The 25,394-nt window shown below is 35.1% G+C and carries 14 protein-coding genes and 3 tRNA genes; 8 read left to right on the forward strand and 9 right to left on the reverse strand.

Annotated elements, in window-relative coordinates:
• On the forward strand, nt 1-615 hold the full coding sequence (locus TDE_RS12125) for a HutD family protein (protein WP_002680559.1): 615 nt from the start codon (nt 1-3) through the stop codon (nt 613-615).
• Between the two features lie 39 nt (nt 616-654).
• Nucleotides 655-1,389, forward strand: a complete 735-nt coding sequence (locus tag TDE_RS12130) for an RluA family pseudouridine synthase (RefSeq protein ID WP_002680560.1) — start codon at nt 655-657, stop codon at nt 1,387-1,389.
• Nucleotides 1,390-1,422: 33 nt separating this feature from the next.
• Here TDE_RS12130 and TDE_RS12135 read toward each other — a convergent pair whose 3' ends face one another.
• The 3 genes from TDE_RS12135 to recG form a co-directional block, all read right to left on the reverse strand.
• Nucleotides 1,423-1,836, reverse strand: a complete 414-nt coding sequence (locus TDE_RS12135) for a PIN domain-containing protein (protein ID WP_002680561.1) — start codon at nt 1,834-1,836, stop codon at nt 1,423-1,425.
• Nucleotides 1,833-2,087 carry a DUF6364 family protein gene (locus tag TDE_RS12140; RefSeq protein ID WP_002676042.1) on the reverse strand — a complete coding sequence of 85 codons (255 nt, stop codon included), beginning with the start codon at nt 2,085-2,087 and terminating at the stop codon, nt 1,833-1,835. Before TDE_RS12140 ends, TDE_RS12135 begins: the two co-directional genes overlap by 4 nt.
• A 133-nt stretch (nt 2,088-2,220) precedes the next feature.
• Nucleotides 2,221-4,257, reverse strand: coding sequence for an ATP-dependent DNA helicase RecG (gene recG / locus TDE_RS12145; RefSeq protein ID WP_002680562.1), 2,037 nt, complete (start codon nt 4,255-4,257; stop codon nt 2,221-2,223).
• Between the two features lie 171 nt (nt 4,258-4,428).
• Here recG and TDE_RS12150 point away from each other — a divergent pair, with 171 nt between their 5' ends.
• The 3 genes from TDE_RS12150 (at nt 4,429) to TDE_RS12155 (ending at nt 15,067) form a co-directional block, all read left to right on the forward strand.
• A complete protein-coding gene (locus TDE_RS12150; protein WP_002680563.1) occupies nt 4,429-9,753 on the forward strand; it encodes a diguanylate cyclase in 5,325 nt (1,774 codons plus the stop codon).
• A gap of 11 nt (nt 9,754-9,764) precedes the next feature.
• Nucleotides 9,765-10,535 (forward strand): hypothetical protein, encoded by a 771-nt coding sequence (locus TDE_RS13325; protein ID WP_002680565.1) that lies wholly within the window; start codon nt 9,765-9,767, stop codon nt 10,533-10,535.
• 236 nt (nt 10,536-10,771) lie between these two features.
• Nucleotides 10,772-15,067, forward strand: a complete 4,296-nt coding sequence (locus TDE_RS12155) for a diguanylate cyclase (RefSeq protein ID WP_010957267.1) — start codon at nt 10,772-10,774, stop codon at nt 15,065-15,067.
• 1 nt (nt 15,068) lies between these two features.
• Here the strand turns inward: TDE_RS12155 and TDE_RS12160 are convergent.
• Nucleotides 15,069-15,140: transfer RNA gene (locus TDE_RS12160), tRNA-Pro, on the reverse strand.
• A gap of 54 nt (nt 15,141-15,194) precedes the next feature.
• Nucleotides 15,195-15,269: transfer RNA gene (locus TDE_RS12165), tRNA-Asp, on the reverse strand.
• A gap of 126 nt (nt 15,270-15,395) precedes the next feature.
• Here TDE_RS12165 and TDE_RS12170 point away from each other — a divergent pair.
• Nucleotides 15,396-16,847, forward strand: coding sequence for a C69 family dipeptidase (locus tag TDE_RS12170; RefSeq protein WP_002680570.1), 1,452 nt, complete (start codon nt 15,396-15,398; stop codon nt 16,845-16,847).
• 61 nt (nt 16,848-16,908) lie between these two features.
• Here the strand turns inward: TDE_RS12170 and TDE_RS12175 are convergent, their stop codons facing one another.
• Both TDE_RS12175 and dnaX read right to left on the reverse strand, forming a co-directional pair.
• The gene (locus TDE_RS12175) at nt 16,909-19,236 is read right to left on the reverse strand and encodes a methyl-accepting chemotaxis protein (RefSeq protein ID WP_002680571.1); all 2,328 of its coding nucleotides are present in this window, start codon (nt 19,234-19,236) and stop codon (nt 16,909-16,911) included.
• Nucleotides 19,184-21,022: a DNA polymerase III subunit gamma/tau gene (dnaX, locus tag TDE_RS12180; RefSeq protein ID WP_010957269.1), complete on the reverse strand. Its 1,839-nt coding sequence runs from the start codon at nt 21,020-21,022 to the stop codon at nt 19,184-19,186. The genes TDE_RS12175 and dnaX overlap by 53 nt, the downstream gene beginning before the upstream one ends.
• A 151-nt stretch (nt 21,023-21,173) precedes the next feature.
• On the opposite strand from dnaX, the gene TDE_RS12185 reads away from it, so the two are divergent.
• Nucleotides 21,174-22,193 carry an endonuclease/exonuclease/phosphatase family protein gene (locus tag TDE_RS12185; protein ID WP_002680574.1) on the forward strand — a complete coding sequence of 340 codons (1,020 nt, stop codon included), beginning with the start codon at nt 21,174-21,176 and terminating at the stop codon, nt 22,191-22,193.
• 66 nt (nt 22,194-22,259) lie between these two features.
• Here the strand turns inward: TDE_RS12185 and TDE_RS12190 are convergent.
• A tRNA-Leu gene (locus TDE_RS12190) sits at nt 22,260-22,342 on the reverse strand.
• Between the two features lie 136 nt (nt 22,343-22,478).
• Here TDE_RS12190 and TDE_RS12195 point away from each other — a divergent pair.
• On the forward strand, nt 22,479-23,681 hold the full coding sequence (locus TDE_RS12195; RefSeq protein ID WP_002680575.1) for an integrase catalytic domain-containing protein: 1,203 nt from the start codon (nt 22,479-22,481) through the stop codon (nt 23,679-23,681).
• A 251-nt stretch (nt 23,682-23,932) separates the two neighbouring features.
• Here the strand turns inward: TDE_RS12195 and TDE_RS12200 are convergent, their stop codons facing one another.
• On the reverse strand, nt 23,933-25,339 hold the full coding sequence (locus TDE_RS12200) for an aminopeptidase (protein WP_002667252.1): 1,407 nt from the start codon (nt 25,337-25,339) through the stop codon (nt 23,933-23,935).
• Between the last annotated feature and the right edge of the window lie 55 nt (nt 25,340-25,394).

Here is a 25,394-nt window from a genome sequence, read left to right on the forward strand (position 1 = left end):
ATGAAAATTACACATTATAGAGAAAAAGATTTTAAAACTTCAAACTGGAGCGGAGGCACCACAACGGAGCTTTTTATTTATCCGCGTGAAGCCGATTACAAAAAAAGGGATTTTTTATTCCGATTAAGCTCCGCTACCGTCGATTTGGATAGATCAGACTTTACCCCTCTTCCGGGATTTTTCCGTTTTATTTCTCCCTTAAATGGGGACTTAAAAATAAGCCATGACGAAAAAAACTTTACCAAACTTAAGCCCTACGAAGTCTATGCCTTTGACGGCGGAGCAAAAACGGTCAGCATGGGAAGGGTAAGGGATTTTAACCTCATGGTAAAAGACGGTGTAGAAACGGAAGTAAAAAATTTTGCCCTAAACAAAAATTCGGTTTTAAAGTTTTCGGTATCGAAGGGAGAAATCGGCTGGATTTTTTTGTACAATACCAAAGCCTTGCTTAGTGCCGAAACAGTCAACGAAAAAAAAGATTTTAATCTTGATAAATTGGACTTGATTATTTTTGAGGCAGGTGATGACACAAACGGCGATACAAAAGAAGAAGTTTTAATTTCGGCCGATGGAGCCTTGAGCCTTTTTTACGGAAAGGTACCGACAGCTTTCTAACCGGCAATCAAGACTAAAAATCACAAACTTGGAATTATAATGAAAAAAAAACTTTATGAAATCTTATATGAAGATAAGGATATTCTCATTGTAAATAAAAATGCCGGCCTCCTCGTAGGAGCCGACCGCTGGGACAGCGAAGCTCCCCGCCTTGATAAGATACTTGAAGAACTTTACAAGGATAAGGGCGAGAGGAAAATTTATCCTGTCCACAGGCTCGATAAGGAAACTTCAGGCCTCATCATCTATGCCCTAAATGCGGAAGCCCATAAAACTTTAAACGATGATTTTCAAAACCGCAAAATCGAAAAAATCTATCATGCGGTATCAGCCGGTATTCCTCAAGAAGAAAATTTTAAGGCTGAGGAAAAACTTAGAATAGATGGGGACAAGCTGCACCGCACCGTCATAGACGAAAAAAAAGGAAAAGAGTCTTTAACCGAATTCAGCCTTCTTAAAAGATTCAGCCGCTTTTGCCTTTTGGAAGCCCGTCCCATAACGGGCAGAACCCATCAAATAAGGGCTCACCTAAAACACCTTGGGCTTCCTATCCTATGCGATAATCTTTACGGAAACGGAGAGCCCGTCTACATATCGGCCTTAAAAAAAAATTGGAGAGGCGACAAATATGAGGAGCGTCCTATAATCTCTCGTCTTGCCCTCCACGCTCATTCCTTAAAATTCTTTCATCCTATAAGCAAGGAAAAAATCGAAATAAGTGCGGATTACCCTAAGGATATGGCAGGCCTCATAAACCAGCTTTCTAAAATATAAAAAACGTTTTGCAAAAGAATTTTTTTATCCGTATTAGAACATTCCGATAAATTCTTCCGGCAACAGGACTTTTATTTTTGCATTTTTGTAGTCTTCAATATTTCTGGTTATTATATATTCGCATTGGTTCTCTACAGCCGAAGAGTGTTGTAATGCATCTTCAAAATCAGAAAATTTTGATCTTAGTGAGTCTAATACATTCCGGTGATTGATTACTATTACGGTTATATACTTAACTATATTTAGTATAAATTTTCTCGCCTTATTATCACCGCCGGATTTTCTCAATATATAATAAATATTGGCAACACAATTCGATGAAATATTTCCTATGATAATATTATTTTCTGCCATTGCTAATATGATTTTACTGGCAGTAAAAAACGGTTCCCGAGCTAATGCAACATCAAGGATAATATCTGTATCAATAAAGACCCTTTTTATCATAAATATTTATCCTGCAATGCTTCACTGAGCATATCTTTATAAGATTTTCCATTATCATGAAACATTCCCGAAATGCTATCGGTTATCGGTGATTTCATTTTAGAAAAAGAAGTACCTATGTCATGATTGGTTACGATATTTTTCAGATACTCTTCTACAATTCGAGAAACACTCCTATTCTTTTTTTGAGCATATTCCTTTGCCTGTTCTATTACAGACTGCTCTATAGTCAATGTAAGCTTTGCCAACATATATCACCTCACACGTATAATTATAGCATATAAATACGTGTAAGTCCATAAGTATATATTTTATATATTAACAACAGACGATGTTAAACCTATCTATGTTAGACCGGTATTTCTAACAGTTGCCAGAATCTTTCTAAAATTTAGTTTGTTCGAGGAGTTCAAAGGCAGCGGAGCGGGCTTCCTGCAAGATTTTAAAATCGCGGGCAGGATCGGCAATTGTAAAGCCTAGGTGATAGCCCGACTGCTCAACCCCTCCTATATCTCCCGGGCCGCGGAGCCTTAAATCTTCTTCGGCAATTATAAAGCCGTCATTTGTTTCCTTCATTACGGTTAGCCGAGCCCTTCCGTCCTCGGTAATTTTTTTTCCGTAAATTAAAAAACAATAGGCTTGCAGGTCTCCACGCCCGACCCTTCCGCGAAGCTGATGAAGGGCTGAAAGACCGAACCTGTCGGCATGTTCTATTACCATACAGGTTGCATTGGGAACGTCCACACCGACTTCTACCACAGAGGTCGCAACGAGTATATTAAGTTTCCCAGACCTAAATTCTTCCATAATTCTTTTTTGTTCTTCTTCCGCAACCTTGGAGTGAATCAAAGCCAAACTATGATTGGGAAAGCCCGTCTTTAATTCCTCAAACATCCTTTCGGCCGATTTTAAGGAAAGGTCTTCATTTTCTTCTATTAAAGGGTATACAAAATAAGCCTGTCTGCCCTGTAGAATCTCTTGTCCTATAAAGTTATAAACCCTTTCGGCCTTATCCTCCCCCGCAACATAGGTAATAATCGGCTTTCTTCCGGGCGGCATGGTTTTAATGGTCGAAATATCCAAATCTCCGAAGATAGAAAGAGCTAGGGTGCGGGGAATGGGGGTCGCACTCATCATAAGAAGATGGGGACTCCGCTTTTCTTCATTGCTCTCAGCTCCCTTTTGTATTATGGCCGAGCGCTGGAGAACGCCGAAACGATGCTGCTCATCGATTACGGCAAGCCTCAAATTTTTATACTGCACCCCTTGAGAAAAAAGAGAATGGGTGCCGATTATCAAATCGATATTTCCCTTTTGCAATTCCTGTAAAAGCCTGCTCCTTCCTTTGGCCTTGGTATTTCCGGTTAAAAAGGCAAGGCGGATACCGAGGGGCTCCAAGAGACGGGCAGCATTTTCGGCATGTTGGCGGGCTAAAAGCTCCGTAGGAGCTAAAAATGCCGTTTGCCCCCCCTGTTCTATTACCTTTAAGCAGGCTAAAAAGGCAACAAGGGTCTTCCCCGAACCGACATCTCCCTGCATAAGGCGGGCCATGGGATTAGGGCCGTCCAAGTCTTCGTTTATTTCGGCACAAACCGAAAGCTGGTCTTGAGTAAGCTTAAAGTTGAGCCTTTCCAAAAGAGAACTTTGAAGAGGCCTTAAAACAGGTTCTTTTTTGACGGTTTTATCTATATTTCTTTCATCTTCAAGATTGGGAAGCCTTCCTCGCCTTTCAATAGAGCGCATCCCTATGGCATATTGAAACAAAAAAAACTCTTCAAAGATGAGGGCATAGCGGCCTTTTTCTACCTCAGCCATAGATTTTGGAGTATGGAGCATAAAAAGCACTTCCTGCTTAGGCGGAAGGCCGTATTTTTGTAAAATAGACTCGGGAAGCTCGGAATCTATGCCGTGGGCATACATTTTTAGGGCGGAAGCAATTATTTTCCGCAGTTTTGCCTGTCCAAGCCCTGAAGTCAGGGGATAAACGGGAAGAATCTTTGACTGCATGTTTTCGGGTTTTTCAAGATCGAATGCGGAGGACTGAATCTCCCCGTATTTGCGGTAAAAAGAGCCATATACAAAGGCGCGAGCCCCGACAGGGAAGCTTTTTTCTAAAAAAGGGCGGTTAAAGCATATAAGGGAGGCCGTCATTCCGTTTTTGTCGGCAACTATCAGCTTTAAGGTTTTCATCTTTCCGAAGCCGAACCATTCATGGCCTGCAACTGTAATTTCTACGTGAATTTTTTGAAACTTGTTCCAATCCAAAAGAACGTTTATCTTCGAGCGGTCTTCCCAATCCCGCGGGAAAAGCCTTAAAAGGTCTCCGGCATTTTCTACGCCAAGCCTTTTTAGCTGTGAGACTGCGGCAGCACCTACTCCGGCAATATTTGTAAGAGGACCCTGTATTTCGGAAATCAGCATAGGTTTATTGTAACACAAGTTTTTAAATTTGACAAAGGGGCTCCAAACATGTAAGTTTTCGAAAATCAAAAATCCAAAGATTTAAAAGACTAGACTTTTTTGATAAAATATGATAAAATTATTTGGTTGCTGTGATTACATTTTTACTAAATCACAGACCTGGTTTAGTCTATGGAGATCATCAATAGTCGATACAAGATTATTAAAAAAATAAGCAACTCAATGCCTTATGTGCAGGAATTTCTGGCCGCAGACTTATGGTCGGAAAGCAAAAAAATCAACTTAAAAATTGTATCATCCCTAGAGCTAAAAAAAGAAGTACTTGATTTTTTTAAAGACAATTTTATTACCATAAGCACTATCGATAATTATTTTCATCTTAAAAATTACGGATTTTCCAGTTTATACTTGTCCTACCCTTCCTTGCCCCATTCAAATCCCGATGAAATTTTATATATTTTCACTACTGAGCATCTTGAAAATGCAGTACCGGTTTTTGAATTTATACAAAAATGTTCAATGGAGGATATTCTCAAAATCGTCGTATCGGTATGCCAGAGTCTTGTTCATGCGAGTAACATTGGATTTGAGTATGAGATGTTCGCTCACGATAATGTAATGATAGTCAAAGAAAAAGACGATTTTACAGTCAGAATAAAGGATATCGTGTCGGCGAAACTTGAAAACAGCACATCAATACGGTTTAACGAGACCAAAGATTACACGGAAACCAATGAAAATATAGATACCGTTATTTCTTTTATAGTTACACTTCTTGCAGGACAAGAACTTAAAACAAGCGTTTCATCTACGCTTACCAAATTAAAAACGGTTTATAAAAATAAAAAGTTTAATAAAAAAAATGAAGATATTTTTACAGCACTATATGAAATAGCAAAAAAATACATTCATCATAAAGATAAAAATCAGAAAATTAGAATACACACCATAATTCAAGATATAAATAGAAAACTTAATAGAAACTACCTTGCAGATATTATTCTGCCCCTTAACAGTATAACTTTCCGTCCTAAAATAGTAGGAAAACAAAAAGAAATAAATATGGTATCGCAGGCCAGAGTTGAGATACAGTCAAGAAAGGCAAAGAAACAGGTATTTCTTATCAAGGGTACTCAGGGGACAGGTAAAACAAGGTTTTTAAAAGAAGCCGAATACCGTTTAGCCTTAGAAAGGACAAATATATATGCTAATTATAATTTAAGGAATTCCAGTCCGGATCAATTTTGGGATGACTTTTTAGGAAAAATATTCTTAAATTCATATTCGGCCCAAGATATGGATGAAAGAGAAAATCTAATAAAAAATACAAAACTAATACGGGATCGTAAACTTGCCATTAATACGGAAAAAGAATATGATTACATGAAGTTTAAACTTTTTAATGAAGGGAAAAACTTATTTTTTAAAACAATCGGACAACTGCCTGTATTCCTAATTATAGATGATGTAGAATTCGCAAACGATTTTATGCTGGATACGATTCTATATTTAGCCACTGAAATTACGGAGCTTGAAAGATTTGGAGTTATTTTGTCTTATGATGAAGCTGTCACCCCTGTTTCACCTAAATTCGAATCTTTTTTAAACATCTTGAACAATTATGAAAAATGTCAAACTTTTGAACTAAATTATTTTTCAAAAGAAGAAACCATAGAGATGTTAAAAAATATCATGCTATTAAAATATCTTCCTTTAAGTTTTGGTCCTGTCCTATATAAGCATACATCAGGTTGTCCATCTTTTATTATTGAAATGATAAAAGAATTTGTCAATGCCGGAACAATATACAGGGACAAGCTGACAGGCTTATGGCTCATTAAGGAGGAAATATACAATGAAAAACTTCAAAATAGAATACCAAAATCGATTGAAGAAGTTTTAACCAATCAATTAAATGTTCTTTCCCCAAGCGAGAAAAAAGTATTTCTTGAAGTATCCTTATTTCAAAACAAGTTCAAAATAGAATATTTATATAAGATTCTATCTATGTCGCCAAAACAAATAGATAAAAATATAAATAAACTTATAAATAAAGGTTTGATCACCGTTATAAAGACAGGAGACAAACTGGAATACACTATTACCAATAAAATTATGCATAATATTTTGTATCAAATGGTGCCGCCTAAGAATAAAATGTTACAGCATAAAAAAATAAGTCAAATTCTTCAAAAGGAACCCGATACTGATGTAAATGAGCTTATTTGGTATCTAAAAGAATCGGGGAATAAAAAGGCTGCATTAAACTACTGTCTGGATATAGTGAATAAAAATATGAAGGAAAAAAATCCGGACGCTGCAATAAAAATTTACGAAAAGATTACTTCAATGATATCCGGTCAAAGCACAAAGGCTAAATTTCAGATCCTCTTAAAAATATTCGAACTATATAATCAGATGAATATTACAAATAAGGAAGCGGAAATTATATTAAGCCTTGAAGAAATGTTGCCTAAAATAAAAGATGCAAATCTTTTGTCGTGCTATTACAATTTAATGGCTAGGTATGAGTACGAAACTTCAAATGAAGAAAAAGTTAATTTTTATGTAAACAAACTGGCGGAATTACATACAAAAATATCTAAAGATATAGTAAATCTAAGATTACAACATGCAAAGTGTTTATACTACCATTTAAAACGGCAATATCGTGATTTTAAAGAATCTACTCATAAAATATTTAATCTAACAAAAAACCGGTCTGAATATATTAGCTATAGAACTGAAGCTTATATATTCTTAGGATATCTTTATGATAAAAAAAATAAGAAGAAAGCATCTTTTAAATGCTTTCAAAAAGCAAAAGAGCTTTCATCTTTATCTAATAATATAAAAACAGAACTTATTTCAATGTATAATATCTCGATAATGCATTGGAAGAGATATTCAAATATTGAAAAGACTCTCACATATACAAAGAATGTTATAAGTTTGGCCAAAAAATTAGGATTTTTGACTATTGAAACTGTTTCCATAATTAATTATGCACGAATGTTAAGTGAAATTCAAAGCAACCATGAAGCGTATGAATATGCAAAAGAGGCAGAGAACAAAATACTTGCCAATAACATGGTAATGCTAAAGATTCCATGCATTACAACACTTATGGAGATAACCCAAAACTTAAGTAGATATAAAGAATTTTGCGAGTATAGAAAAGAATATATAAAAACAGTACGAGAAAACAAAAAAAAGTCTGCGAACCAGCATAATTGTGTATTTTATGTTATCATGGCAAGAATGTACCAAGAATTCGGATATACCAATAAGGCAATTGTCTGTTTACAAAGAAGCATAAAGCTAAAAAAACATCTGCCGGATCATCAACTATTTATAGTATATTTTATGCTGGAAACATTACGAATCATTCAAAGAAAAAAATCCGATATAAATAATTTAATAAAAATCTTTAACTTATATATAAATATAAAAAATTATAGCACAAAAAATATAAGACAGCTTACCAAAAACTTCTTTGATACACTCATTACTGCGACTATAAAACGACCTGATATTGATTTTACTCCATTAATACTACAGATAGTAAAATTCAATATGCCCGATCTATATGATTTTCAGCAGTCAGGAATGAACTATTTAAATATATATTTAAACAAAACAGAGACAGAACATATCTTACAAGAAAATCTTCAACTCATTAAACCTAAGAAGTTGATAAATATTGCATTATTCCTTAATATGACATTAGGTGATTACTATTATGCTGCCGGAATCCAAAACCTGGCCATTATATACTATCTGGAAGCTCAAAACAAAATATTAGAAATACTAAAAAATACCCCTGAAAAATGCAAGGCAAGATTATTTAATAATTGGCAATTTAATAGGGCATTCGATATAGTTTCAGACTTTATAAAAGGGAAGCCTCTGCAAAAGGAAAAAAGATATAACCAAAAGACAACCAATTCAGAACTAAAAGAAATCTTAAAATCTAAACATATAAATATCATAAAAAAAGATAAAAACTTAAAAAACAAATTAGTACAAACCTTTCTAAAAAATGAAGGTTATGAACACATCTCACCGGTTGAAATCGTTAATAATTTTACCGATAACTATACACAAAATATATCGGAAATAATGAAATTCTTAGCTTTAAATATAATCGCCACATCCTATGATTTTTTAGAAATAAGTACATCGGGCAAACCGTCTTTTATCTTACACAACGAAGATCAAAACAAAGATTTACAAAACATATTTGATTTTATAATAAAATTCGGATATCAAAACACAGCTAAAATAGAAACCATATTACAGAAGCCATGCATGGTGATTCCGGTTAATAAAAAGAATTTCGGATCAAATCATTATAAACTTTTAGGGTTTATGGTTTTTATATCGGAAAATGTAATAAATGATTTTTCACAGGAAGGAAGATATTTTTGTAAAAAGCACTCCAACCTTTTAACATTGCTTGTCGAAAGTAAACGATTTCAACAATCAGCATCATATGATACTTTAACCGGGGCCTATACAAGAAAATATTTTGAAGTTTTTTTCAAAAATATTATCAAAAACTTATATAACTCAAATTCCAAATTCTCCCTTATTTTATATGACTTGGATAAATTCAAAAATATAAATGATACCTATGGACATCTTGTAGGCGATATTGTTCTTAAAAGAGTAACTCAGACTATTTTAGACTCCTTAAGCCAAGGGCAGATATTGGGAAGATATGGTGGTGAAGAATTCACTGTCATTCTACCCGATACGGACTCACAAAAAGCCTTAAAAACAGCCGAATATTTTAGAAAAAAAATAGAAAACTTGGTTTTTACGGAATTCGATACAGCCATAACAATAAGCCTTGGGATTGCAACCTTTCCCGAACACGGAAAAACGACTTCAGAGCTGCTTTCAAATGCGGATCAAGCCTTATACCACTCCAAAAATACAGGAAGAAATAAAAGTACCGTATGGGCACCGTCTATAATTAATAAAAAGGAAACAAGCCAAGCCGCTGTTATTATAGCTGATGAATCTTCTTTTAATGAGAATATATCCGCAACAATAGAATTATGCGATATATTAAAAACAAATATTAAAAAAACAGAGCTATCAAAAACTTTAATATCAAAAATAATAAAATTCTTTGAAGCCGAGAGCGGAGCCATTATTCTTAAATCCAAGAATAAAAAAAATAACGAATTAAATTTTAAAATTAATGCAAAAATAGGGTTTGAATCTTATCCGATCAATTACCAGTTGGTCCACACGGTTACTGAGGACGGCACGGGTATTTACCAAGTGGATTGGGATTCAATAGCAAAAAGAAACAGCATAACCAATATGCCGGAATGGAATTCCGTAATGATCGCTCCTATAATCAAGAATGAGGCTATCATAGGAGTATTTTATTTGGCGGCTCCCGAAAAGCATGTCAAATTTAACCTAAATAAATTTATTTTTTTTACATTTTTAACTGATATAATATCTGCAAATATATAAGGGAGGATCAGATGAAAATATTAAATAACAGATATAGAATTATTAAAGAGCTCCCGATAGAATTAAAAACTAATACAGGTTTTGTTGTCCATGATTTAGGCTCCGATAACAGAGAACAACTTGAATTAAGACTGATATATGCTTCAGATTTAGATGAAGATTTTATGCAATTTATCAGAGAAAAATTTCTTCTTATCAAACAATTAAAAGAAAGCGTTCATATAAAAAATTATGATTTTACACGGTTAATAAGTATACACAATAAAATAATAGATGAGGATATATACTTATACACAATAGAGCATATAGAAAAAAAAATCCCCATATTGGATTTTCTACCCGATGCCACAACAAAAGACATTTTTGAATTATTTGCAGCAATACTTAAAGAGTTAAACTATTTACTAACATACGGAATAGTATATAATAACTTTGATCTAACCAATATATATGTGATAAAAAATAACGGCCGAATTTTTATAAAAGCAAAAGATCTTGTTACAGAAAAAAATCAATATTCAGACCAAATAGGTCTTTTATCAAATGAAGAAATTTACACATTTAATTATAATCATGATATTTTAAAAACAATCATTTTATCCCTATTCTTAAAAAAGAATATAATAAAAAATCATGAAAAATATTTTCAAGAACTACAACAGATTGAAACCAACCGGTTAAATGACGAAAACGAAAAACACCTTTACAAATGTTTTTTTAAAATATATAATAAAATCAATACACGAAAACTCAAAAAAAACCCTACCCCTTTTATGAAATAATATCGGATATTAATTACAGTATAAATACCGATTACAATATCTCAACCCCGATTAATATTATAAAAAATCAACAATTTCCTATAAATCGTAAAAAAGAAAAAAATGAAATTTTCTCAGTATTTAAACAAGCAAAGACGTCTAAAGCTGAAAATAAAAATATATTAATAACAGGTCCTTTCGGTATAGGAAAAACATATTTCTTATCCGAAATATATTTTTTACTATTACTTGAAAAAATGGATGTTTATTATATTCCTAACCTGAATAATATAGACGACATTACCTTTATTCTGTATCTCATTAAAAGTTTATTTTTAAAAAATTCTTTAATTCAAAAAGATCATGAAAAAAAACTTACTAGCATTATTGATGCTTTAAAATCTGAAATAGAAATTAATGAAGATATACAGCGAATAAAAGCACTTAAATACAAGCTTATAAACTTAATAACAGGTTTAATACTAGAAAATGCATTATCACAACCCATAGTTTTTATAATCGATGATATACATTTGATAAGTGAATTCATAACAAAAGCAATATTGTACTTAACAATAGAAAATTCCGATAAAAAAAATATAATACTGATACAATCTGCCAATGAAAGTCTTATTAATAATAATCAAAATGCAAAAACACTTATTAAAACCTTGTCAAATCAAACTTCTATAAAAAAAATAAACCTCCAAAGCTTATCTGAAGCAGAAACTGAAGCTTTAATACGAAATACGATAAATATAAGAAACATCCCGGAGATATTATTAAAAAAAATATACTCAAATACCAGCGGCAATCCCTTATTTATTAATGAAGCACTAAAAGAACTTACTATTTCGGGAGAGCTAAAAAAAGACAAGTCAATGGAGTTATGTAAGCTCTCCGATAGGTTATCTAACCCTTCTATTCCGATACCGATATCTACCAATATACAACAGTCTGTACGAAAGCAGATAAAAAATCTGAATAAAGATGAATTACATTTTTTAAAAGACCTATGTATCTTCCAAACAAGTTTTAAAGCTGAATCTTTACCGAAAATGCTGAATGTAACAGACTCTGACGTTAAAAAATATATACCAAAACTCTTAGAACAAAATATCATAAAAAAAACAACAAAGCAGCATGCAAATGAGTACTCGATTATAAATAAAATCTTACAAAAAACATTGTATGATGAGCTTGATTATGCTTATAGGCTGGAAGTACATAAAAAAATTATACAAAGAATAAAAACAAAAAAAACAATAAATATTAATGAGTTTATCTGGCATGCAGAAAAATCGGAATTATTTGAAGAAGCGGTTAATTATTGTATAAAATATAAAGACAAGATAAAAAAACAATGCACTCATATAGCTTATATAGAGATATTTGAAAAAGTCTATTTGTTTGTCCCAAATACCGACAAAAACAGTAAACTTGATATACTCCTCATTCTTGCAGAATCATATTTAGAAAATGAAGATATGATAGGATGCAGAAAGAAAATAGAGATAGCCGAAAAAATAATTAGCAACTTCGATTCAAACAAAATAGCAGCAGCACAAGTTCTTATAATAAAAGCAATTCAAGAAATTCAATCTAATGAAAAATCTGAACAAATAGCGAAATCATTAGCTACAGCCAAAAAGTTTACAGCCGAAACAAATGATACTTATACTCAATTATTACTTGATAAAGCGAAAATAGCATTTTTACAGTATAATAAAAAATATGCTGAAGCCGCCGATGAAGCAAAAAAAATTATATTAAAGTGCGGTAATTCAAAGGAATTTACATCGCTCAAAACAAAAGCACTATTAAATCTGGGTACAAATCTTCTATATTCAGGCAACTATAAAGAGGCAGAAAGGACTTACTTGGAAACTCTTAGAAATGCAAAAAAAATAGGCAATACAAATATTGAAGATACTGCATGCAATAATCTGGCAGTCATCCAAGAACGAGCATACAAAAACTTTGATGCATCAGTAGTATATTATGAAAGAATTTTAAAAAACAATAATGTATCGGGTAACACTGTTGCAGAAATTCTAGCATTACTTAATTTAAGCGTCGCCTATTTACATTTATTTAATTATGAAAAGGCCTACGAGGCCTGCAATCAGTCTATAAAAAAAATGATGCAAAATTTTGATACAGATAGAATATTTTTTGCTCACACTATTATTTATGAAATTTATCTGTCACTATGTATGTATGACAAAGTGGATGAATCCGAATTGGAAATATCGAAGATACTTAAAAATAAAAGCATATACAAAGATCCGCTCGATATAAGTATTTTTAAACAAACAAAGAGAAACTTTTACTATGCCATGGGACATTTTGAAACTGATATCGAAATTTTTGAGAAAAATGTCGAATATCAAAAAGATGTTAAAGATCTTTTAGAGGTTTTTTCATCATTGTGCATTACTTTAAATGAAATTGCAGAAGGCAAAATAAATTCAATTGAAAAACTCGAAGAAGAACTCTTGGTAATAACCTCAACTCAAGTATTTTTAGAAAGAATATATCTTTTGTTTTATGAGTTAGTCTATCTTATAAGAAAAATTATCATATTCCGTTCTGATATTGATTTTAAAAAAATAGTTAAAATTATACTTGGAATAAATTGCCACAGTAATCAACCTTTAATAAAGGCTCCTCTTTTATTTTTAGAAGCCTATATATATCCTGAAAATTCGGAAAAAAAACTGACAGAAGCCTTGTATCTTCTTGAAAATAAATACATGACGGATTTAAGTATAGATATAAATATTAAGCTTGGGATGATCCATTTGAAAAAAAATAATATTAACATGGCAATGATTAACTTTGTTGAAGCTCAGAAATTAATTAATATTTTTATAAAAAAAATACCGTTAAAATTCAAAGCAAGTTATTTTAATTCTCACCACTACGGATTACCTTCATTGATAATAGACGATTATATCAACAGAAAAATAAAACCTGAATATACAAAATTTAACGAACTATTATCCTATAAACAGATAGCAAAACTTTTATCCAAAAATGCTGTCGAAAAATTAAAAAATAATCCGGCTTTTATTTTTAATATTATATCGCAAACAAAACAATCCGGTATATTTAAAAATAAGTCTATTGATGACATAATAGAAAAATTTTCAGATGATTTTTTACAAAATATAAACAACCTTCTAAATTTTACGGCTTTAAATTTACTTGCAAATGCGGCTGATGTATTTATTACGACAACCAATGATAAAATTGAATCCTTATTTAATTTCGGTCAAAATAGAACTATAGAAAAAATTGCAAGATTAATAGAATCATCTACATATAATACGGTAAATATTAAAACAGAAAGCGAAATTTCGTCACACCTTGTTATTCCGATAAATTCTTATAATCATCAAACAGGAAATACTGTAACAGGTTATTTGGTTTTTGTATCAAATAAAGAAATAAATAACTTCGGCAATTTTGGAATACGTTTCTGCCTAAACATTGAAAATATATTTTCATTTTTAATAGAAAGTTATAAGGTACAACAGGAAGCAGCTACAGATAAACTGACATCGGCACTCACAAAAAAATACACTGAAAATGCATTAACCGATATTTTAAGGGCTTCCAAAATAAGTAACAGCTCGTTCAGTATCCTAATGTATGATCTGGATAAATTTAAAAAAGTAAACGACACCTTCGGGCACCAGATGGGTGATACGGTTTTAAAAGCGACAGCTAAAACTGCATTGGGTGTATTAAAAAAAGGACAAATACTCGGACGAGTCGGCGGAGAAGAATTTGTTATTCTACTCCCGAATACGGAAAAAAAACAAGCTTTAATAATAGCAGAAAAAATCAGAAAACAAGTAGAAGCGTTGCATTTTGATAATCCGGCTATTAGGATAACTATCAGCATGGGTATAGCTGTATTTCCCACACATGGTACAGCAGAAAAAGATCTATTGTCAAAAGTAGACCAAGCCTTATATGCTGCAAAAAATTGGGGAAGGAATCAAACAGTCGTATGGGAAGAAGATCTTGAATCTATCAAAAAAAAGGCAGATAGGTTAGCCGGAATATTAACAGGCAATACCATAAACGATACAAAAAATATTCTAAGCTTTATCGATACGGCTTCACTCATACGGCATTCCATATCAAAAACACAAAGGCTCGAAATTTGTCTTGAAAAAATAATAGACAGTACAGGCGCCGATTCAGGAATCTTTATATGCCCTGTCAAGGAAAAGAGGCCTAAAAGAATCTTTAAATATAAACCTGTTTCAAAGCTGGAATTTCCCGTAAATAGAGACTTTATAATCGAAGTTATGTCCGAAAAAAAAGAGCTATGCAAAATAGACTGGGAAAACATTTCGGGAAGAAGCGCTATAACGGGAATCCCCAACTGGAATTCTACCATTCTTGTACCTGTAATCCTAAAGGATGAAATAAAGGCTATAATCTATCTTGTAGTTGAAATCAGAAAAAGAAAGTTCGGAACGGAAGAGGTAAACTTAGCAAGTCTATTTGCCGGCTTAATTGCTCCATTCTTTTAAGTCGGGCAGGGGGGATTTGAACCCCCGACTTCTTGGTCCCGAACCAAGCGCGCTACCCCTGCGCTACTGCCCGTAAATAGGTAGCCATAAAAACAAAAAGCTCACCACTAAAGGCGGTGAGCTTTTTCGGGAGCGACGGGGCTCGAACCCGCGATCTCCGGCGTGACAGGCCAGCGCGATAAACCAGCTTCGCTACGCCCCCATAAGGTTTAGCCATTCTATCAAAAATAAAAAAAAATGTCAATAGTTTTTACGAAAAATATTGCAAAAATATCGTTTTTAGAGTATAGTTTTATTTGTAAATATAATTTAACATATGAGGAAAAATATGAATAATGTAAAATCTTTTTCGGCACATACCGACTGTACAACAGTGCTGGTAGGCAAAAAAGCCAGCATCGACGGCTCAATTCTCATTGCAAGAAATGAGGATTTTCACTTGGCAATAAGCCCCAAAATATTTGTTTTAGAAAAGGCGGTAAACGAAGCAAACCGCATTTATAAATCTAAAAACACAGGCGTGGAAATTCCCCTCCCTGCAAAAGCATACCGCTACACCTCCGTTCCGCAAGCTTATCCGAATGATAAGGAAAACCAAGGCGTTTACGGCGAAGCGGGAATCAACGAAAAAAACGTAGCCTTGAGCTCTACCGAAAGCGTCTACGGAAACGCTAAGGTACTTGCATATGACCCGTTGGTAAAAAACGGAATTGCAGAAGATGCAATCAACGACATCGTTCTCCCATTTATAAACTCTGCAAGGGAAGGCGTAAGCTATTTGGGAAAACTCATCGAAAAATACGGTTCTGCAGAGGGTAACGGTATTTTGTTTGCCGACCTCGATGAGATTTGGTATATGGAAATTCCCTGCGGACATCATTGGGTTGCCGTAAGAATTCCCGATGACTGCTATGCCGTAGCTCCAAATCAGGTTTCAATCGAAAAAATCGATTTTAAAAAGCCCGATTATTATATGTGGTCAAAGGGTATCAAGGAATTTGTAAATGAGCATAAGCTGAATCCTGACAGGGATGGTTTTAACTTTAGACATATCTTTGGAACATCAAGCGAAAAAGACAGGGTTTACAACACTCCCAGAGCTTGGTTTGCTCAAAAATATCTTAATCCCGAAATAGAGCAATCTCCGGTATCCAACGATATTCCTTTTATCCAAAAAGCAAACCGTCTTATCTCGGTTGAAGATGTCGAATACATACTAAGCTCTCACTATAATGAAACGGAATTTGATCCTATCGGCATAGGCAATAGTGAGTTTAATAAAACACGCTTTAGAGGTATTTCTCTTTCACGTACAGCCGAATCCCATATTTTACAATTAAGACCTAAATCTCCAAAAAGGCTTGAAGGAATACAGTGGCTGGCACTCGGGACAACAGCATTTGTTCCGTATATTCCGTTTTTTACAAATATTTTGGATACTCCGACGGCCTATAAAAGAATGACCCGTATGGTTTCTACCGATAATGCTTACTGGTTATTTAAGCTAATCGGCCATTTTGTTGAAGCCCATTACTCCGCATTTAAGGATGATAATAATGCCTATCTTATCGAAATGCAAAGTTACGGAAGAGCCAGAGTAAAAGAGATTACCGACGCAGCGGCTAAAATACCTGCAAAATCTTTAAGCGAATTTTTAACTGAAGAAAACCGCAAAACAGCAGAGCATGTATTAAAAAGAACAAAAGAATATCTTTCCGATTTGATGTTGGAATCGTTTAAGTATTCAAAACTTTCATTTACAATGGATAAAAACCTTTAAAGGATGTCAAACCGTAAAATTAAAGCCCCAAGAATTTTCTTGGGGCTTTTGTTCTTTTGACTTATTCTCTAATTAGAACATTTAACTTGGATATTGAAGAACCTGTTTGAGATTCTACCTCTCTGGTTTTTACAATAGCCTGATCCAAGGTATTAATACTGTTCAGCATCTCTGAAATTTCAGAATTAACTTGCTCCGTCGCATCTAGAAGATTCTTAAAACTGTTTGAAATATCCGAACGCGTTCGGCTGATATTATCCTTCTCTTTTTGCACATTAGTAAACTCTTCTAAAAGAGTGTTCATAATCGAATCCATTTTCTCCGTTTGAGAGCTTACATCGGAAATGAAGCTTGAAATATTAGCCAGAATATTTTGAAAATCAAAAACTTTTTGATTTATATCGTCAAAGCTTTTTTGAAGTACTCCGGAAGCCTCTGCCGACTGCCGAATGGTATTATTTATTCGGCTTAATATCTTGCCGGTAGAATCCGCCTCCGATGCGGAGCCTTCTGCAAGTTTTCTTATCTCATCGGCAACAACGGCAAACCCCTTACCCGCATCACCCGCATGAGCCGCTTCTATAGCTGCATTCATTGCCAAAAGGTTGGTTTGTTCTGCCAAGGCTGTAATAAGCTGATTAGCTTCAAGAAGTACCTCGGAGCTTTGGTAGATATTTCCTATAATTGCAGTAACTTTTGCCAAATTATCCTTGCCTGTTTTGCTGGCATCTGAAAGCAAAGCAAAACCTTCATTTATTGTCTTAAATTTATCGGATAAATCATTCGTTAAATTATTAAGCCCTTTTATTTGTAAAACAGTATTTTCTACAGCCCTTGATTGATTTTCAATTCCTTGCGAAATATTCTCCAAAAATAAATTAAGGCTGTCTGTAGCGGTTTGAGTTCCTCTTAATTCTCCATCTTGTACCGTAATTTCTTGTCTTACAGACTCGGCATATCCGGAAAGTTTTTTCATTGCATCTTCAGCTATGTCCATATTTTCCGCTAGAGTAACTTCATGTTGTTTTAGTTCACCGCTTGTATTTTTTATTTCATCAAATAACAAACCTTTTTGCTTATTCGAGGCAATGAGCATAGAGCTGAGTTCTTCAGCTTTTTTAGTTTCAAGATAATTTCTCCAAGCAAGACAAAAAGCTTGGGCGAACAAGAATCCCGAAAATCCGAAAGGCAAAAGGTTTCCTACATTAGAAAGCATCATACTGTAAAGAACATCGTTTATCGATGAAATGACTAAAAACAGAACACCGACAAAAATCGGAATACTCCCTACCCTCTTCCTGATTAAAAGTTTTATCACAAAATAAAAAGCATAAAAAACCTCTGCAAGAATGACTATTTGGTGATATGTAATCAATTTTCCGTAAATGTATGCAGGTGTAACTAAGATAAACAGAAAATAGGCAAGAGCTTCTATCGATATGATTTTATAGATAATACCGTTCGTATCATCTTTATAAAGAGATCTAAAATATGTGAATATAAAAAATCCTACAGATGCAAAAGTAAGATAATCCAACTTTGTGATGAGCTCCCACGAGGCTGAAGGGAAGATATACTTGAATGCATATCCTAGCACAAGATTTCTAAGTACAACAACTAAAGTAAAAAATATAAAAAACAAAAGACTTTTATTTTTAGGATGAAAGATAAAAAGAGCCAAGTGATAAAAGATTATTGCAATACAGAAACCAAAAACAAAGATGTCTACAAAACGTTTATCTAAAATCGATTTCTCCATAGCTTCTTTAGTGCCTATACTGATCGGATGATAAATTCCTCCGCGTGAATGGGCAAAGTTTGAAACTTGAATTGCAATATAAATTTCGGTACGGCCATGAGGAATATCATAGATAATATCATCCATACCGGTTTTTGAATTTTCTTTTGAAGAAGCAGGATTACCTGCCCTCATAACTTCCTCTCCGTCAACAAAAAAGGCCCAGGCCGAAACGGGGGACGCAGTTTTTAAGGTAAGCTTAGGAGCTTTTTGCGGCAATAAAATTTTAAATGTATAGGTTCCGCTTCCTAAATTTGAAAGCTTTGTTCCGTCTGAAAGAACAGCTTTGTTCCAGTCCATAGGACATTGAATAAATACTTCGGCTTTTTCAATATCCTCTTTTGAAAAAACGAACTTATTATTGTAAAAGCCCGTTTCACCGTTTAATGTTAAAATCGGTGAAGACCTAAAATCGGCATTTCGTAGGTCTAAAATACCTCGTTTTATTTCTTCAGAAAAACATGATAAGCCTATCGATAAAAAAAGGCATAAAGCCGCAAAAAATTTTATCGGCTTTTTTTCTTTGTTTTTTAAATCTCTAAGAGTTTTGTTCCTGTATTGCAGCAGGATTTTGCACATTTTGAACTTCATTTTCTTCTCCCTCTTCACTTTCTGATATCAAATTCTTACATTCAACTATTTTTCCCATAAACACATCAGTTATGGTACGGATTTTTTCCGGTTCCTTAACCGTCTCCTCAACTTTATTTTCCGGTTGAGGCGGAATATATTCTTTTAAAATTAATTTAATTTTTTTTCCTGTAATTTCAGAAATAGAGTCGATAACCGTATCCTTTTGTTTTTGAATCAGCGTATAGTCAAACGAGCTGCGGGCAAAAAGTGTAAGGCTGTCTTCTTTTAAAATCCAATCCTTACTTTGACCTACAGCAGAAGACAATATCCCGCTCTTTTCTAAAAGAGCTTCAATTAAAGGTTCTTTTAACTCCTCTACATTATTAAAAGCGTTCTCTACACTGCGGACAGTCTGAAGTACGGTTTCTTGTGCCTCATCTTTTTTTTCAAAAGAAACATTATCTGAAGGCACATTATTTGAAACCGGCTGTTTCTCTTCATTTTTTTTTTCGGTAAACACGTCCAATTTATTGTCCCGTCTTAAAACGGCCTTAAATTGTTCGGTCAAACTGCCCGCATTGTCAAAAGGGCGCGGAGACTCCTTAGGCCGACTTTCCTCGCGATGCGGAAGAGGTCTTCCTGTTTCAACATCCGTCCTTCGGCTTGAAATAAGGCTCTTAGCTGCGTCAAAGGCGGTTTTTAAATCGGCAGGTGAGACATAATCGCCAAGCCAAGAAAGACGCGAAACGGCAAGCTCTAACTCATATCTTTGATCAATAGAAAACCTTAGGTCCTTAAAAAGTTGGAGCATTATACTTAGGGCTCTTTCTATTTGCACAGCCTCCCAGCCTTGCAGGATATCCTGCGGAAAGCGGTCGGCTCTTTGCCCGATAAGAGCTTCCTTTGTAATACCGTGCTTTACAAGTAAAAGGCTTCTAAAATAATCCGCACAATCCGAAACTACCTGCTCGACCGAGATTCCTCCCTGCAAAATTCCGTCCAAGATAGACAGGGCTTCTTGACCGTTTTTTGCAACACAGGCCGACACAAGCTTATTGATTGAATCGACGCCTGTAAGGCCGAGCTTTTCGTGTATCTTCTCAAAGGTTATATGCCCGTCCGAAAAGGCTGCAACTTGGTCAAAAAGAGTGTAAGCATCCCTTACGCTTCCGGTTGCCTCGCGGGCAATCCAATAAAGGGCCTCATCATCGGCACTTATCCCCAGCTCTGCAGCGGCATCTGCCAAGGCCTGCTTTAGTATCTCTATCGATACGAGCTTAAAATTAAACTGCTGACAGCGGCTTTTAATTGTTGCCGGAACCTTATGAATTTCGGTGGTCGCAAAAATAAACACGACATAAGGAGGAGGCTCCTCTATCGTCTTTAATAGGGCATTAAAGGCACTTGTCGAAAGCATGTGAACTTCGTCAATTATATAAATTTTATACCTGTTCGAATTCGGAGGAAATAAAATCTCATCTTTTATCTGTCTTACATCATTTACACTCGTATTTGAAGCACCGTCAATTTCGATTACATCCAAACACGAACCGGCAGTAATTTCCTCACAAGAGGTACAATGGCCGCAAGGCGTAGGCCTAGGTCCCTCGGCACAGTTGAGCACCTTGGCCAAAATCCTGGCCGAACTTGTCTTTCCGCATCCCCTCGGACCCGAAAAAAGATAGGCATGGGCTATCTTACCTGCCTCAATCGATTTTTGCAATGTTGCGGCAACGAATTCCTGACCCAGCAAATCTTCAAAACGCTGAGGCCGCCTCCGTGTCGCTGTTACTTGATATTCCATAGCTGACAGTATAGCATAAATTAGTCCAAAATTAAACTAGGCAACACATTCAATTTTCTATTAGAACTTACTTGAAAAAAAATATATTTTCTTTTAGTATTTTTGATATTCTTTTACAAAAAAACATACAACAATAGTAGAGGTGATAGTTATGAAAAAATTAAGGAAAATTTTGACTTTATCTATTTTTATATGTTTTTGTTTCATTTTGTGCGCCTGCACGGGATGTACAAATGTATTCCGCTTACAAAACATCGGAAAAGATGAGATTTCGATTGTAAGCTATAATGCACAGACCTTTTTTGATGCCGTAGAGGACGGCCGGGAATTCAAAGAATTCAAGGGTTCAAAGACAAAATGGTCTAAGGAAAAGTATGCTGAAAGGCTTTTCCGGCTAAAAGAGGCTGTTAATCTTTCATGTCTTGCCCTTGGTTTAGGGGAAAAGGCCATACCGGATATCCTTGTTTTACAGGAAATAGAAAGCCGTGCCGTTATAGATGATTTTTGTAAAATTCTCCCGATGAATAACTCATACAAATACGCAGTCTTTATTCCTCCCCAAAACGGAGGGGCATTCAGCACTGCCCTGCTTTCAAAATTTCCTATAACCGAAACAAAGGTTTTTAATGTATATTCAGGCAAAAGGTCATTGCGGCCCCTGATTGAAACCAGAATTCGGATAGGCAATTCTACGGGGGATAACGAACTGGTGCTCTTAAATGTTCATTGGAAGTCCAAGGTAGGAAACTCCGATACAGACTCCATTCGGAGGCAGCAGGAAGAACAGGCCTATAAAAGACTAAAAGAATTAAAAGCATCAGAGCCTCAAACGCCCTTTATCATATGCGGCGACTTTAATCAGACTCTGGAGGAATTTTCTCTTTTATCCGAATTTGACAACTGCTGGAATATTGAAGCCTATCGGGCAGCAGCCCAAGAAGGAAGTCAACCCGCAGGAAGCTATTTTTACAAGGAAAGCTGGGAAGGAATCGATCATTTTTTCTATTCGGATAATTTAAGCGATGGGAAAAACTTCGATCTAAGCTTTTTTTGCGTAATTAACTTAAAACCGCTGACCGATACTTCCGGAAAACCCGATAAGTATTCCGTCTATTCAGGAAAGGGCTATTCGGATCATTTACCGATAGGCATAATTCTCAAAAGGCAATAATGTTTTTTAAGCGGTTCTATTTGTACCGATAAAAAAACCGTTCATATAAATGAACGGTTAAACAAATACCGGCGAAGGGACTTGAACCCTTACGGAGTCGCCCCCAATAGATTTTGAGTCTATCGTGTATACCATTTCACCACGCCGGCTCATTGAAGGCTTATTCTATCATAAAAATAAAACTTTGTAAAGCCCTCGCATTGACTCAAGTTAAATCTAACCGAAAAAAAAGCTGTTCATCACGTAAAAATCTAACCTAAAATAGAAGCCCTAAGGAAGGGCAAAATGGGGTTAGATATGAAAATGAAAAAGAAGCTGACCGAGGAAACGGCTAAACGGTACTGCACTGCAGGAAAGAAACAAAAGACGAAAATCCTCGATGAGTTTGTTGCAACTATCAAGTACAACCGAAAATATGCAATTCATATTCTGAAAAATAGTGCATACGTAAAAGTAACACACTTTAACAACGCTGCCAAAAAAAGTGTGCAGATCATTAAAGAGACACGAAAAAAGCGAAACTATGAAAAATACTACGGTCAAGACGTCCAAGAGCAAGTCATCCGGCTGTGGATTTTTTCGATGTACTTGTGTTCAAAACGGCTCGTGCCGTTTATACGTGATAATATCGATTACTTTGCTCAAAAGTTCGGCTATTCTGAACAACTTAAAGCAAAACTCGCTCGCATATCAAGTGCAACGGTCGGTAGGATTCTCAAGCCTGAAATTCCAAAACATTCTATCCGAGGTATTTCAACAACACGGCCTGCAAAGAATCTTAATAAGCTCATTCCAATCCGCACCTTTTTCGACTGGGATGAACGCAAACCGGGCTTTTTTGAGGTTGACACTGTCGCAAACTGTGGTATAAGTACTAAAGGACAGTATATTTGCACACTTACCCTCACTGATGTTCATTCAGGATGGACGGAAAATAGAGCCCTTTTAAACAAAGCTCACCGATGGGTAAAAGAAGCGATAGAGGATGTGAAAATAAACTTACCGTTTCAGATGAAAGGTATTGATAGCGACAACGGAAGCGAGTTTAAGAATATACAGCTTTTACAATGGTGCAACACCAATAATGTGATCTTCACTCGAAGCCGATCATGTAAAAAAAATGATAATTGTTTTGTTGAACAAAAAAATGACAGTGTGGTAAGACGCATTGTTGGCTACTATCGATTTGAGGGAGAGGAGACACGAAGCGTTATGGCTGACCTTTATGAGCAATATAACATGCTTGTAAACTTCTTTTTTCCTTCAATGAAGATTATTTCAAAGCATAGGGTAGACGCAAAGGTCATAAAGAAATATGATGAAGCTAAGACACCGTATCGTAGGCTTATGGAAAGCTCTGATATAAGCGATGCTGAAAAAAATGAGCTGCAATGTAGGAAAGATAGCTTGGATTTACAACAGCTGATTGATAAAACGCAAGAGCTACAAAGCAAACTTATTTCAATGGCACAGAGGTGGTCTACATAGCTACGGTTAGATTTTTACTTGAGTAACGCATATCATTTGGGTTAGATTTTTACGTGAGGAAATACGGCCCTTTTTTTAAGGCTTTTTTAAAGTGAATATTTGGTTTATAAACTATAAAAGGCTGTTTATAAAAAAAAGCCCGCTTACGCGGGCAAGTCCGATTCCGTACGAAGGAGGATTACGGAATCAAACTACACATATCCAACAAAACTGATAATCATAAGTTACATACTATTGTTAAATGTGCATTATTATTTATAAAAAGCTCTATAAGCTTTATAGGCCATATAAAGGTCGGCCTTACTCAAAATTTCAAATGGAGCATGCATCGAAAGAACGGGAACACCGCAGTCTACAACTTCGGCACCGTATTTTGCGATAATATAGGCAATTGTTCCGCCTCCGCCGGCATCTATTTTTCCGAGCTCAGCCGTCTGCCAGACAACCTTGTTATCATCAAAGATTTTTCTTATTCTTTGTAAGAATTCTGCATTGGCATCATTTGAGCCGCCCTTGCCGCCCGAACCCGTATACTTATTGATGCAGATACCGTTGCCTATATAGGCAGAATTCATCTTTTCAAAAACGGAGGGGAAGGCAGGGTCGAAACCTGCAGAAACATCGGCCGAAAGCATATATGAATTGGCAAAGGCCCTTCTAACATCAATATCCCTATAGTTTTTGTTTAAGGCAGCTATTTCTGCAACCATATTTTCAAAATAGAGAGCCTGCATACCGGTATTTCCTACGGAACCGATTTCTTCCTTATCGGCAAAAAGAGCAACAGCAGTCCTTTTTGGAGATTCTACTTCCAAAATAGCTTTTAAGCTTGTATAAGCACAAACCCTGTCATCATGGCCGTGACCGGCAATGAGGGAACTGTCAAAACCCACATTTCGGGCCTTTCCTGCCGGAACAACTTCCAGCTCAGCAACCCTAAAATCTTCCTCAATAATACCGTATTTTTCGTTAAGGATTTTTAAGATATTGTCCTTTACCGGATTTTTTGACTCTTCTTTTTTATCGTCTTTTTTTTCTTTCGAAGAAGGTTTTTGATTTCCTACAAGAATATTAAGCTGCTCGCCGGTTATACCCTCAGACATTGTTTCCTGAAGCTGCTTTTTTGAAAGGTGTATCAAAAGGTCATTTATAAAAAGAACAGGGTCCTTTTCGTCTTCGCCTATGCAAATATCAACTTTTTTCCCTTCTTTTGTAAAGATAACCCCATGAATAGCCAGAGGAATCGTAGTCCACTGATACTTTTTTACACCGCCGTAATAATGAGTCTTTAAAAAAGCCATATTTGACTCTTCAAAAAGAGGCATTTGCTTTAAGTCGAGACGGGGGCTGTCTATGTGAGCTCCGATAATATTCATACCCTGAGTAATATCATCACCCAAAACCATCAAAACAACGGATTTTTCTTTATTGTTTAGATAAACCTTTGTTCCTTTTTTTGCCGAACCGCTTTTTACGACTTCTTCAAGAGACTTAAAGCCATGCTTTTTAGCCTGTTTTATAATCTCTACAGTACATTCTCTTTCGGTTTTTCCATTGTCTAAAAAATCCAAATAACTATCTGAAAGCTTCCCTAACTCGGAAAGTTCAGCCTTAGTCAAATTTTCCCAAGCAGATTTCTGCTTATAAGATAAATCCATAACGCACCTCTTTGATTTTTACCGTCATTTACGGTTTTTATACCGTTTTAGTATA

Origin of the sequence: Treponema denticola ATCC 35405 (assembly GCF_000008185.1) — a bacterium.
GTDB classification, from domain to species: Bacteria; Spirochaetota; Spirochaetia; order Treponematales; family Treponemataceae; genus Treponema_B; species Treponema_B denticola.